At 71.9% G+C, this 13,600-nt stretch carries 6 protein-coding genes; all 6 read right to left on the bottom strand.

Features of this window, described 5'->3' with window-relative positions; genetic code table 11:
• Positions 1 to 83: 83 nt before the first annotated feature.
• A complete protein-coding gene (locus ABZV40_RS19635) occupies positions 84 to 1,913 on the bottom strand; it encodes a hypothetical protein (protein WP_355443054.1) in 1,830 nt (609 codons plus the stop codon).
• Positions 1,910 to 3,013 carry a VWA domain-containing protein gene (locus ABZV40_RS19630; protein WP_355443052.1) on the bottom strand — a complete coding sequence of 368 codons (1,104 nt, stop codon included), beginning with the start codon at positions 3,011 to 3,013 and terminating at the stop codon, positions 1,910 to 1,912. Before ABZV40_RS19630 ends, ABZV40_RS19635 begins: the two co-directional genes overlap by 4 nt.
• Positions 3,010 to 5,253, bottom strand: a complete 2,244-nt coding sequence (locus tag ABZV40_RS19625) for a DUF5682 family protein (RefSeq protein WP_355443049.1) — start codon at positions 5,251 to 5,253, stop codon at positions 3,010 to 3,012. Before ABZV40_RS19625 ends, ABZV40_RS19630 begins: the two co-directional genes overlap by 4 nt.
• Complete coding sequence (locus ABZV40_RS19620; protein WP_355443046.1) at positions 5,211 to 6,281, bottom strand: AAA family ATPase; 1,071 nt, start codon at positions 6,279 to 6,281, stop codon at positions 5,211 to 5,213. The genes ABZV40_RS19625 and ABZV40_RS19620 overlap by 43 nt, the downstream gene beginning before the upstream one ends.
• Complete coding sequence (locus tag ABZV40_RS19615) at positions 6,278 to 9,829, bottom strand: DUF4132 domain-containing protein (protein ID WP_355443043.1); 3,552 nt, start codon at positions 9,827 to 9,829, stop codon at positions 6,278 to 6,280. Before ABZV40_RS19615 ends, ABZV40_RS19620 begins: the two co-directional genes overlap by 4 nt.
• Before the next feature lie 69 nt (positions 9,830 to 9,898).
• Entirely contained in the window at positions 9,899 to 13,429 is a 3,531-nt protein-coding gene (locus ABZV40_RS19610; protein ID WP_355443040.1) for a DUF4132 domain-containing protein, read from the bottom strand.
• Positions 13,430 to 13,600: the final 171 nt, after the last annotated feature.

The raw sequence follows: 13,600 nt of genomic DNA, 5'->3' as shown, positions 1-13,600 counted from the left end.
TCGTGCTGGAACTGCTCGGCCGCCTGCCGGAAGCCGCCGAGTCCTACGTGCTGGCGCAACGCATCGACCCGACCGCCTCCGTCTCAGCGAGCATCGGCCGTGACCAGCAACCGCAGATGCGCACTGAACCAGGTGGCCGCGGCCGGTCCGTCGGCGAACGCCGCGACCCCGGCCGCCGCCGTGCGCAGCCCCGTGCGGTGCAGGTGAGCGCCGACCTCGCGCACGCGGGCGAGCAGGCCGTCCGTCAGGTTGTCCAGGCCTCGATGCGCCGCATCGGCTAACACCGTCAGCGCACCGTCCACCGCCGCGCTCAACTCATCCGCCGGTGTCGCGCCCGGCGGCAGGGATTGGCGTGTGGGGTCGGCGGCGAGATCCGGCACGACCACGCCGCTGTCGGTGTGGACGGCGATCGGGTCGATCACCAGGGTGCCGCGGTGCCTGCGGACCGTGCCGGTGATCGTGGTCGGGTTGGCGCGCAACGCGGTGGCGAGGGCGTCGAGGGCGTGCGGGGCGACAGCTCGGTGAGCGGCTTCGAGGAAGCAGCGGGTCCGGGGCGTCGACGGCTGGTCACCGTGCGGAGCGTGGTGCAGCGTGGCCGTCAGGCGTTGCGCCGCTGGGTCGTAGGCGAGGCCGGACACCTCGGTGACCCTGACCGCGCGCACCAGCTCCGCCTCCACTCTCGCCCGCACCTGGCGCGGCGGCAGTTCCGCCAGGTGTGCGGCGGCGGCCCCGTAGTCGTCGATCACCAGCGCCTGCGGCAGGTCGTCCCAGGAGGTGCCGACCGGCGTGAGCGAGGTTTTCGCGACACGGCTCGTCTTCAGCGCCACGGATCGGCTCGCGTTGCGGGTGGCCGACTCGGAGACGACGTTCGACACGGCCAGTTTCTGGGCCGTGCGCAGGGCGGTCTCGCGTTGCACCAGGACCACGTCGCCTGAGGCGAAGTAGACGTCGGCGGTGGTGGCGGTGCGCAGGCGGGCGCCCAGGGCGGTCAGGCGGACCCGGCGCAGCGGGGTCTCGGCGGGTTCGTCGAAGCCGAGGACTTCGGCGCGCGGGCCCGTCGCGGTGGTGCGCGCGTGCAGTTCGGTGAGCAGGGCGGCGAACTGGGTCGAGTCGTAGTCCGCGCTGCGCCGGCGGTACGCGGTCAGCTGGGCGAGCAGATCCGTGATCACGGCGGCCGGCCAGTGCAGGCGCCCGGCGGTCAGGTCGCGGTGCAGGCGTTGCCAGGCGACGTCGAGGACCTCGCTCGCGTTCGCCGCTCCGTCGAGGAGCAGCTGGTCCAGCAGATCGGTGACGGCGGTCAGATCTGTTGCGGTGGTGGGAGATCCGCCGACGTCGACCGTGTCGGTGCCGTGGGCGTCGGCCGCGCGGAACGCCCAGACCGCCAGCGCCGTCGCCTCGTCGCGGTTGACCGCGTCGGTGTGGACGTAGGCCAGGTCGCCGGGCACGAGGAACGTCACCGTGCAGGTGGGCAGCTCGGCCTGGGCGGTCCGGTCGTCGGCGGTCGGGCGGCGGAGCTTGGCGCGGTAGCCCGCCTGGAGCACTCGGCGGGCTCGGCGGAGGGTGCGTTCGCCCAGCAACGCCGCCAGGTCCTCGTCGGTCACCGCGGCCGGCGACCACAGTTCGACCGGGGCGCTCGGCTCCCGGGTGCGCTGGTAGGCGAGGACCACCGCGATGCGGTGCCGGCACACGCCTGTCGCACCGCAGCTGCATCGCGCGGCGTCGAGCGTCGTGCTCGGCGGCAAGGTCGTGACGGTGCCGTCCGGGAACTTGCCCTGGACGGTGCCGGACGGGTCGGTGTCGAGGGCCGGCACGGCACCGGCGTCGAGTTCCTTGGCGGCCCGCTTCACCAGGCCGCGGTTGGCCAGGGCCGCCAGCGCGTCCGGGGTCAGGGCCAGCAGGTCGGGTCTGGTCACGCGAGCTTCTCCGCAACGAATTCCGCTAGTTGGCCTGGGGTCATCGCGCCGACGTGGGCGCCCACGTTCGCGAGGCGTTGCGCCAGCACGCGGTCGTAGTCCGGATTCGCCTCCTCGTCCAGCGCCGCGAGGCACAGCACGTGGGTGCCCTGTTCGCACAGGCCCTTCACCGTGCGGACGAGGTGTTCGGAGTTCCCGCCCTCGTAGAAGTCGCTGATGATCGCGACGATCGCCCGGCGCGGACTGTCCACGAGACTCGCCCCGTAGGCGGTGGCTTTCGCGATGTCGGTGCCGCCGCCGAGCTGGACCTTCATCAGCAGCTCGACCGGGTCCGTCACGTCCGAGGTCAGGTCGACGACGTTGGTGTCGAACGCGACGAGGTGCGTCTTGAGGCCGGGCAGGTTCCACAGGCAGGCGGCGGTGACGGCCGAGTGGATCACCGAGCTCGTCATCGACCCGGACTGGTCGACCAGCAGGACCACCTGCCACTGCTCGACGTGCCTGCGCGTGCGGGAGAAGAACTTCGCGTGCTCTATCGACAGCTTGCGCTCCTCCGGCTGGTAGCGCTGGAGGTTTGCCCTGATCGTGGCGCGGAACTCGAAGTTGCGCGAGTTGCGGTGGATGCTCGGCCGGCGCGACCTCGTGCCGCTGAACGCCTGCCGCACCTCGGTCCTCAGCTTCTCCATCAGCTGCCGGACGACCGCCTCGACGATCTTGCGCGCCATCGCGAGCACGGCGGGGTTCATCAGGTGCTTGGTCCGCAGCACCGCGCGCAGCAACGCCGGGTTCGGCTCGATCCGTTGCAGCACATCGGGATCCGTGACGACGTCGGTGATCTCGTAGCGCTCGACGGCGTCGCGCTCCAGGCGTTCGATCGTCTCCCTGGGGAAGAGCCGGTGCACCTGGTCCAGCCAGTCGACGGTCTGCAGCACCGAGTCCGCGTCGCCACCCCTGCGCACGCCGCGTTCGGCGAGGCCGGGATCGCGGCCGTAGAGCCACTCCAGCGCGGCGTCCCTGGCCGCGCCGTCGGCCTGCAGACCGCCGGTGCACCGGGAGGCGGGCTCGCCGAGGATCAGCCGCCAGCGTTCCACGTCCGTCATGCCAGGCCGCCTTTCACCAGCAACGCGTCCACGCGCTTCTCCACCGCCAGCGCTTCGGCCACGACCAGCGGATCCGCGGCGAGACGGGTGACGCTCCGCGCGTCGCCCGCGACGCCGCGGTGGTCCAGGACGGTGACCGCGATCGTCTCCCGTTCCCTGGGCGGGAAGTAGGTGAAGGCGAGCCGCAACGCGGGCAGCGCCACCAGGAACTCCTCCTCGGTCATCGCGCTGACCAGCTCGTCCAGCACGCCCACCAGCTCGGGGCTCGCCAGCACCTCCTCCCGCGCCACCGCGAAAAGCCCGGCCAGCCAGTCGCCGAGCGCGTCGATGCCGCGCACCTTGCGCACGTCCGGCTGCGTGCCCAGCGCCCACGCGAGGCCGAGCGCCGCGCCGCGCAGGTCCGGCGGTGCCTGCACGTCGTTGCTCACGCGCGTCGCCACGCCCGTGACGTCCGCGATGTCCAGCGACAGCGCGGCTTTCGCATGCAGCACGGCGTCCCTGGTCGCCGCCATCGCCCGCAGCCGGTTCTCGTCGGCCGGGGCCGGACCGCCGTGCAGGCCCTCGATCAGCCACAGCACCCTGGCCGTGCCGGTGTCGATCACCGCGCCCAGCAGCGGGTCCTTCGCCGTGCCGAACAACCTGTCGTGCCGCCACAGCCCGAGCACGCCGCTGAGCACGTGGCCGAGCGCCGCGAGATCACCCGTCTCCCGCACACCCTCGTCGAGGGACTCCTTGACCTTGCCCGACAACGTCGTGATGCCGCACAGCACGGCGTCGAACAGCACCTCGGCCAGGTGGTCCAGCTGGGCGTGCCGCGAGCGTCGTTCCAGCACCGCCCCGGCCGCTTCCGCCAGGGTGGCGCCGTTCTCGGCGGCCTCGATCAACGCGGCCAGCCGCTCCTCGACCGGTTTGAGCACCCACTGCTCGTCGAGCTGCGGCCGCGAGCCCTGCGACGGCCCGCTCGTGCGGTCGAAGCCGGGAATCCGCAGCACCCGGAGCCGGTGCAGGATCCTGCTGCGCTCCAACGCCTTCGGGTCGGTGAGGTCGAGGGCGACCTCGCCCTCCCCGTCGAGACCGTGCTCGCGGAGCAGGTGCAGCACGGCGTCCACCAACGGCGGCGCGGGGGTGTCCGGGTGCAGCCGCCCGACCCCGTCGCCCCGCAGCGCCGCGATCATCTCGACGAGCGCCGGGTGCGCGCCGGGCTGCAGGGTGCCGCGTCGTGTCCACGGTGGCGGCTGGGTGAGGTCCTCGGAGATCAACGCGCTGGTCAGGCCGTCGAGCACGTCGGTGCGCGCCAGGTTCTCGTGCCCGCGCAACCGCGCGAGGGCACCGGCCTGGGTGTGCGCCGCGATCAGGTCCGCGGTCGACACCGGTTGTTGCTCGCGGCGCAGCCGCGTCGCCACCGACTCGATGAGCCAGTCCGCCGCGCGCTGCGGCCCGTTCTCCCACACCTGCTGGTAGTAGCCGGGGGAGGGCATGCCGGACTGGTAGCCGGTGAACGCGTCCAGCCGCGCGTGCGAGTACGGCACGAGATAGCTGGCGCCCCGTTCGCGCTCGGGCACCTCGGGCCACTCCGCGTCGCCGTCGAGCATGGCCCTGAGCGCCGGCGTGTGGAAACCACCGGTGACCACGACGACCGGCCGCCCACCGGCGTGCTTCACCGCCGCCCGCACCCACCTCGCCATGTACGCCTCGCGCGCCGCGTCCCCCTCGTCGGCGGTCGCCGTGCCGCGCAGCAGGTCGAAGTACTCGGCCAGCCCCCGCGGGTCCTCCTCGGCCTCGAAGAGGTGGTCCCACAGCACGTCCACGTTGTCGACCGCGAACTCCCGGCACAGCCGCTCGACGACCTCGGCGTACCGCAGCTCGGCGTCGGCGTACCGGTTGGTGACGTCGTGGAACGCCTTGTGCCACGCGGGCAGGTCGATGAACCTCACCTCGGCGTGGTGCCGCCGGGCCTCGGTGATCGCCACCCACTCCGGCGAGTAGTCGCAGAACGGCGACCACGACGCGTGCTCGTCGGAGTAGCTGAACAACGCGACCGGCAGCTCGTGCCCGAGCAGCAGCTCGTCGATGCGCTCGTTGAAGTCCGCCGGTCCCTCGATCAGCACGTACGCGGGCCGGTGGCGTTCGATGGTGGCGGCGACCAGCCGGGCACAGGCGGGACTGTGGTGCCGGACGCCGACGAACACGGCCCCCATCAGCCGGGCAGCAGGTGCCGGGCGCGGTGCAGCTCCTGCCACTGCTTGCCCTTGCGCCGCGGCGCGTGCTGCTCCAGATACCTGCGCAGCCGAGCCAGGTCCTCCGCGTTGTCCTTGGCCGCCGTGCCCGCCAGGCACTCGACGACGTCGGCCGCGGTCCCCGCCTCACCGCGCAGGAACCACCCCCGCAGCCCCACCGCGTGCGCCACCGACACCGCCTCCGCCGTGCTCATGACCGTGGTGAGCCGATCGGTGCCCTCCCGCAGGTCGCGGAACGTCCTGACGAGCACCTCCAGCACGTCCCGCTTCGGCGCGAGCTGCACGCCGGAGCGTTCCAGCAGCTTCGCCGCCTCCTGCTCGACCAGCGCGAGCTCGGTGTCGAAGTCGGCGATCGGGAAGACCGTCTCGAAGTTGAACCGCCGCTTGAGCGCCGCGCTCATCTCGTTGACACCCCGGTCACGCGTGTTGGCCGTGGCGATGACGTTGAACCCGTCCTGCGCGAACACCATGCCGTCCGGTCCGTTCAGCTCACCGATCGCCATCACGCGGTCGGACAGCATCGACAACATGCAGTCCTGCACCTCGAGCGGGCACCGGGTGATCTCCTCGAACCGCACGACCTTGCCCTCGGCCATGCCGCGCAGCATCGGCGCGGGCACCAGCGACCGAGGCGACGGCCCCTCCGCCACCAGCAGCGCGTAGTTCCACGAGTACTTGATCTGGTCCTCGGTGGTCGCCGCGCCACCCTGGATCGTCAGCGTCGACTCACCGCAGACCGCCGCCGCGATCAGCTCGGACAGCAACGACTTGGCCGTGCCCGGCTCGCCCACGAGCATCAGGCCCCTGCTGGTGGCCAGCGTGACCAGCGCTCTGTCCACAAGCGACGGATCACCGACGAACTTCTTGCTGATGCCCCGTTTCTCGTCGCCCACCACGAACCGGCGCGCGGCCTCGAGGCTCAACGCCCAGCCGGGCGGCCTGGGCGCGGTGTCGTCGTCGCGCAGCCGCGCGAGCTCGTCGGCGTACCGGACCTCGGCCGGCGGGCGCTGCATGGTCTGGGTGCTCGTCATGACTGCAGGGACTCCAGTTCGGAAAGGACCTCGGAGAGAGTGATCGGGTCGGCGTCGAAGGTGCGCGGCGCGTTCTTCGGCGCAGACCAGTCGCCGGTGCCGGTGGGGGAGAACCACAGGTCGGGGAAGCTGACCTCGGGGAACTCGTCGACGGCGCCGACGGCGATCCCGGGGTCGAGGGAGACGACCAGCGCGCCGCCGCCGGGCAACGGCCTCGTCATCCAGCACTCGACGCCCGCGTCCTGCGGCTCGCCGCGAACCCAGCCCCTCTTGGTCAGACCGAGGACCTTGCCGATCGGATGCGGCGCGCCGCAGTACTTCCTCAGGTGCGGGAGCAGGGCCTCGCCGGGTGGGACGAGGTGGACCGGACGGCCGAGCTGCGGGAACGGCTGGAGGATCTCGTAGTCGGCGAACACCTCACCCCACGTCGACACCGAGCCGGGGAGATCGACCGGGTGGGCGACGCGGACGGTCGCGTCTGCCGGCAGCGTGATCTCCTCGTCGTTCACGTCGGCCGGCGTGCGGTCCTCGGCCAGGCGGAAGGCCAGGCCTTCGCCGGTGATCCAGACGAGCCTGCGGACCAGGTGCCAGAGCAACGGGTGCGCGGCCAGGATCGTGTGGAACTCCTCTGCGCTCCACGTGCGCTGGTCGACCATCGCGCGTTCGAGGCGGCGGATCTGGTCGGCCGCGATCGTGCGGACGTCCTTCTTCAGCGCGCTGAACCGCTTGTGCTCCAGCGGTGCCTTGTCCTGGTCGTCCTTCGCGGCGGGTTTGGGGAGGTCCTTGCGGCGCTTGCCGTCCGGGTCGAGCACGTAGGGCTTGAGCTGCTCGTCGAAGCCGACGGTGAACTGGCGCGGACCGTAGTCGATCACCAGGGTCGCCGCGTCGTCGAGGCCCAGGCGCGGGACCAGGCGGTCGGACAGCTGGTCGCGCGACAGGCCCAGCTCGGCGGCGATCTGGGCGACCTTCTCCTGGGCACGGGTCTTGAGCCCCTTGAAGGACACCTTCTCGGCGATGCTGTTCAGGTGTGAGAGGGCGACCTCGGTGCCGATGTCGGCCAGCACGTCGAGGCCGGCGACCGCCCTGGCGTGCTGGCTCTCGCCCGGCCAGGCGCGAACCAGCGGCGACAGGGCCCGAACCGTGGAGTCGTCGCCGAACCAGCCCAGCGCGTTCAGCGCCCAGCTCTCCTTCGACGGGGCACCGGCCTTCTGCCACTGCTGGAAGACCGCCCACGCGAACTCCGCCAGCGAGGTGCGGTCGAGCGCTTCACGGGCGATCGCCAGGCCGGCGTAGATCTCGCCGGGCTTGGACAACGCGGCGGTCATCAGCAGATGGCCGGCGGCTTCGGCGGGCAGCGCGTGCCTGCGGTCGCGCAGCAGGACCTGCGGGAGCGGCCGGGTGTCGGCCCACTCGCCGATCACCGGCAGCTTGGCGGGCAGCACGTCGAGCGGGTCGACGGCCAGCACCGCCTCGATCGCGGCCTGTGCACCGCACGATGCGGCGATGCCCGCCACGTCGACGCCGAGGCCGTGCAGGTGGCGGATCGCCGCCTCGGCGTTGCGGCGGGAGACACCCGGTGCGCCGGCCGCTGCGGGGATGAGGAGGCGGGCGGCCTCGTCGCGGTGCCTGGCCAGCCATTCGAGGCCCCAGCGGCGGGGCTGCTTGGTCCGCGCGAACCAGTCGGCCATCACGGCGGCCACCTCGGCGGTGACGAACGGCAGCAGCACCCTGCCGCCCGTGCCGGGCGTGGCGGCGGCGAGCCGCAGCAGGGCGGGCACGGCGTCGACGCCGAACCGGGCGGCGATGCGCCTGCCCCAGTCCTCGGCACCGTAGGCGTAGTTCGGTTTCCACTCCGCGAGCAGGTGCCGCACCGCGTTCTCCGGCGCGATGAGGAACAGGTCGTTGTCGCGGTAGCCGATCCGGCCCGCGTGGTAGTCCTCGAGCAGCTTCTTCCAGTCTTGGTCCGCCCAGTACCACTCGTGCCCCGACTCCAGCCAGGCCTCGCGCTCGCCCGGTTGCCACGCCGTGGACGGGCCGGGCACCGGAAGATCTTTCAGCACCACCGGTTTCACCGGCGGGCGGCGGTGCAGCCACGGCGGTGAGACGAGCAGCGGCGGCAACTGGTCCGCGTCCGCTTCCGGCACCGCCTGGGCCTGAGCCTCGGCGAGCACGGCGGCGGCCTCGGCCGGCACGTCGATCGCCGGGTTCGACAGCAGATGCGCCGTGAGGAGTTGCCGGCTCTCGTCGTCCGACGACACCCGCTTCGCCAGCAGCCGGGCCGCCCGTGCCGGGAACGCCGCCATCGCCGACAGCAACGCCGGGTGCACGTACTTGGTGCCGAGGCGGTCGAGCATGATGGTGAACGCCTCGTCGGTGGGCAGCGCCGCGAGGATCTTGAGCACCAGCTTGCGGCTGTCCGCGCCCTGGTACTCGCGGTCGAGCTCCTCCGCGAGCAACGGCGCGATGGCCGGCCCCAGCACGTACAGCGCGGTGTACAGCACGAAAGGCGAGCTGGGCAGGGAGAGGTCGACCTTGACGAAGTCGTCGTAGCTGCTCGCACTGCACGGCAGCAGCCACCAGCTCGCCCGGTGCGGCAGGGCGCACACCTCGTCGAACCAGTCGGCGCGGGAGGGCACCAGGAACGACCTCCGCTCCTGCACCTCCGGCGTGGCGCTCAGCTCGGCCAGCGCGGCTTCCGCGGCCGCCCGTTGCTCGTCGTCGGCGACCGCGAGCGCGTACCGGACGGCGATCAGCATGTGCCCTCCGACGTCGGTGCGACCCGTGTGGTGGTAGTAGCCGCGACGGTGCCGCAGGCGGACGCCGACCCACTCCTGCCGCCGCTCGTGCCACTCCTCCGTGTACTCCAGCCCGACGAACTCCACGACCGCGACGGCCGCGAACGCCACCCCGTGATCGGCGACCCAGGCGTGCACCGCCGGCAGACCGGCCGCCGTGATCGCCGCGATCGCCGCCGCCCCGACGGGATCGGCCTGCCCGGCGAGGTGGTCGCGGACCGCCTGCACGAGCTCCTGCTCGGAACCGGGTGCGGCCAGCGCGCGCTCGATCACCTCGGCCTTCTCGGCCACCAGCTGCCGGGCCTGCTCGGCCGGCTGCCGGTCGACCGAGAACTCCGGTGCCGGGTGGAAGCCGCGTTGCCGCACCACGTCGCGCAGCCACGCCTTGGGCATCACCCACGCGTCCTCGTCGACGGTGACGGGCGCGGGTTTCGGCGTCGACCGAGGGGTGGTGATGTGCTTGCCGTCGCTGGTGGATGCGGTTGCGGGCGTTGACGCTGATCGGGCAGCGGCCTGGTCCTCGTCGGCGGTGTCGCCACCGGTGGAGGCGTCGACCGGGCGGTAGCCCTTCTTCTCCTTCTCCGCCACCAGCTTCGCGACGTGTGCCTCGGCGGCCTGTGCGGACGGGAACTCCTTGGTCTGGGTCTGTCCGGCCGTGTTCAGCCGTCCGAACCGGACGGTGACCGTCGTCCCGTCCTGACCGATCTCCCAGAACTTCGCCGAACCTCCGGCGACGAGTTCCCATCTGCGCACTGCCGTACCCCCTGGATCAGTATCGGAAAAGGCCTGTCCCTGAACCGTAGCCAGGGGGTCTGACAATTTTCAGCCGTGCAGGGATTCCAGTTCGGACAGGATCTCGGAGACCGTGATCGGGTCGGCCTCGACCGTGGACGGGGCGTTCTTCTGCGCCGACCAGTAGCCGTCGCCGTTGGTGGAGTACCAGAGCTCGGCGAACTTGATCTCCGGGAACACGTCGACCGCGCCGACCGCGATCCCGGGGTCGAGGGACGCGACGAGTGCGCCGCCACCGGGCAACGGCCTGGTGATCCAGCACTCGACACCCGCGTCCTGCGGTTCGCCGCGCACCCAGCCCCTCTTGGTGAGGCTGAGGACCCGGCCGACCGCGTACGGCCGGTCGCAGTGGTGCTCGAGCCGGGCCAGGAAGTCCTCGCCGGGCGCCAGGACGTGCAGCGGGCGGCCCAGCTGCGGGAACGGCTGCAGGATCTCGTAGTCGGCGAACACCTCACCCCACGCCGCCAGCGAGTCCTGCAGGTCGACCGGGTGTGCCACCCGCACGGTGGCGTTGCCGGCCAACGTGAACTCGTCGTCGCTCGAGTCGGCGAGCGTGCGGTCCTCCGCGAGGCGGAACGAGACACCGTCGTCGGTGATCCACACCAGCCGCCGGACGATGTGCCGCAGCAACGGATGCCCGGCCAGGACGGTGTGGAACTCCTCGGCGGTCCAGGTGCGCTGGTCGACCATCGAGCGTTCCAGGCGGTGGATCTGGTCGGCCGCGACGGCGCGAACGTCCTTCTTCAAGGTCAGGTAGCGCTTGTGTTCGAGCGGGGCCTTCTCCAGGTCGTCCTTGGCGGCGGGTTTGGGGAGGTCCTTGCGGCGCTTGCCGTCCGGGTCCAGCACGTGGGGCTTGAGCTGCTCGTCGAAACCGACGCGGAACCGGCGCGGGCCGTAGTCGATCACCAGCGAGGCCTCGTCGTCGAGCCCGAGGCGCGGGACGAGCCGGTCCGCGAGCTGCTCGCGGGACAGGCCCAGCTCGGCGGCGATCTGGGTGACCTTCTCCTGGGCACGGATCTTGAGCCCCTTGAACTTCACCTTCTCCGCGATGCTGTTCAGGTGCGACAACGCCACCTCGGTGCCGATGTCGGCCAGCACGTCGAGGGCCGCCACGGCCTTCGCGTGCTGGCTCTCGCCCGGCCAGGCGCGGATCAGCGGCGACAACGCGCGGACCGTCGAGTCGTCGCCGAACCAGCCGAGCGCGGCGAGCGCCCAGCCTTCCTTCGACGGCGCGCCGACCTCCTGCCAGCGCTGGAAAACCGCCCACGCGAACTCCGCCAGCGAGCTGCGGTCGAGTGCCTCACGAGCGATCGGCAGGCCCGCGTAGACGTCGCCCGGCTTGGACAACGCGGCGGTCATCAGCAGGTGCTTGGCGGCCTCCGGCGACAGCGCGTGCTCGCGGTCGCTCAACAGCACCTGGGGCAGCAGCCGGGTGTCGGCCCACTCGCCGATCACCGGCAGCTTGGCGGGCAGCACGTCGACCGGCTCCGCGGACAGCAACGCCTCGATGCCCGCGGCCGCCTCCGCTGTGGGAGCGCTGCCGACGACGTCCACTCCCATCCCGTGCAGCCGGCGGATCGCCGCCTCGGCGTTGCGCCGCGCGGCCCCCGGCGTGCCGAGTGCGGCGGGAACGAGGAACCCCGCAGCCGCCTCCCGGTGCCGGGTGAGCCAGTCGATCGCGACGCGCCCGGCCTGCTTGAGCCGCACCACCCAGTCCGCCATCACCGCGGCGACCTCCGGGCAGGCGAACGGCAGCAGAACCGTCGCGGCGTTGGTGTTCGACTCGACGATGCGCAGCAACGGCGGTAAGGCGTCGAGCCCGAACCGCGCCGCGAGCCGCTTGCCGGACCGCTCGGCACTCCAGCCGTACTTCGGCTCCCAGTCCGCCAGCAGGTGCCGGACCTCGTCCTCCGGTGCCATCAGGAAGAGGTCGTTGCCGCTCCGGCCGGCCACGTACTCCTTCAGCAGGTGCGGCCAGTCGTGGTAGGTGCTCCAGTGGGCGCCGTTCAGCCACTCGTCCCGCTCGCCCGGTTCCCACACGACCGACGGCGCGGGCACCGGCACGTCCGGCACCACGACCGGCTTGACCGGCGGACGCCGGCGCAACCACGGCGGCGACGCGAGCACCTCCGGCAACGCTTCAGCGGGTGCTTCCGGCACGGCGTCGGTGTCGGCCGCGGTGACGCCGTCAGGTGCCTTCAGCTGCGGGTGCGTCGTCAGGTGGACGGTCAGCAGCCGGCGCAGTTCTTCGTCGGACGCGCGTTCACCGAGCAGCCGGGCCGCCCGAGCCGGGAACGCCGCCATCGCCGACAGCAACGCCGGGCGCGCGTACTTGGTGCCGACGCGGTCGAGCAGGATCGTGAAGGCCTCGTCGGTGGGCAGCGCCGCGAGCACCCTCAGCGCCTGCTTGCGGCTGTCCGCCCGCTGGTAGCTCTTGTCGAGGTCCTCCGCGAGCAACGGCGCAATGGCCGGCCCGAGCACGTACAGCGCCGTGTAGAGGATTTGCGCGCCGTTGTTCACCGGCGTCTGAGCCTTCACGAACTCGTCGTACGTGCCGGCACTGCAGGGAAGCATCCACCAGCGTGCCGCCGAGTTCGGCTCCTGGCACGCCTGCTCGAACCAGTCCGCGCGACGCCCTGGCAGCAGATAGGCCCTCAGCAACGGTGTGGTGTGCGCGCCGATCCGCTCCAGCACGGCCTCTGCGGCCTCCCGCTCGGCCTCGTCGGCGACGGCCAGCGCGTACCGGACCGCCGTGAGCATCCGGCCTTCCTCGCTGTCGAGGCTCGGGTGCGTGGCGGCCGCGTAGCGGTACAGGTGCGGGTTGCTCCACTGCGACTGGTGCGGCAGCCACTTCGCGTTGGCGTACATGCCGACGCTCTCGACCACCGCCTCCACCGCGAACACCAGACCGTGGTCGGCGATCCAGTGGTGCACCGACGCCACGTCGCGGGTCGTCATGACCGCGATCGCTGCCGCGCCAACGGGATTCGGGTGCCCGTTGAGGTGGTTCTGGGCCGCCCGCACGAGGTCCGGGCCGGACTCCGGCGCGGCCAGGACGCGGTCGAGGGTGGCCTGCTGCCTGGTCGCTCGTTGCCTGGCTCGGGCGGCTCGCTCGTGGTCCAGGGAGAAGGTCGGTGGTGGGTGGAAGCCTCGTTGGCGGACCACGTCCCGGAGCCAGGGTTTGGGCATGGCCCAGGTGTTCTCGTCGATGGGAGGCGCGGGGTTGGCTTTGACGGGTCGAGTGGCCGAGGGAGCCGAGGACTGGTGGGCGGCGGCTTGTGGTGCTGCGGGGCCGGCGGTGGGGTGGTTGGCGGGCTGGGGTTCGGCGGTTGCCGGTGGCGCGCTCGGCTCGGGTGGGGTGACAGCGCGGTAGCCCTTCTTTTCCTTTTCCGCCACCAGTTTGGCCACGTGGGCTGTTGCCGCTTCCGGGGAGGCGAGTTCCTTGGTCTGGGTTTGGCCGGCGGTCTGCAGCCGTCCGAAGCGGACGGTCACGGTCCTGCCGTCCTGGCCGATCTCCCAGAACTTCGCCGAGGCGCCCGCGACGAGCTCCCACCTGCGCACTGCTCTACCCCCTGGGACCGATTCGGAGTGATGTCGGGACCGTACTCAGACGGTCTGACAAATTTGGTCGGTCGCGCGAAGACGCTGGTCACGCGTGCGGGAATGCCAGGTCCGCGAGGAGGTCCGAGGCGATGACCGGGTCCAAGGAGTCCTGGTCGCCGTCCCGCAGGG

It is taken from the genome of Lentzea sp. NPDC004782 (assembly GCF_040609115.1).
In the GTDB taxonomy this organism is placed as follows: domain Bacteria; phylum Actinomycetota; class Actinomycetes; order Mycobacteriales; family Pseudonocardiaceae; genus Lentzea.
Note: the sequence above shows the minus strand (reverse complement) of the source record. Positions and strands in the feature narration are given on the sequence as shown.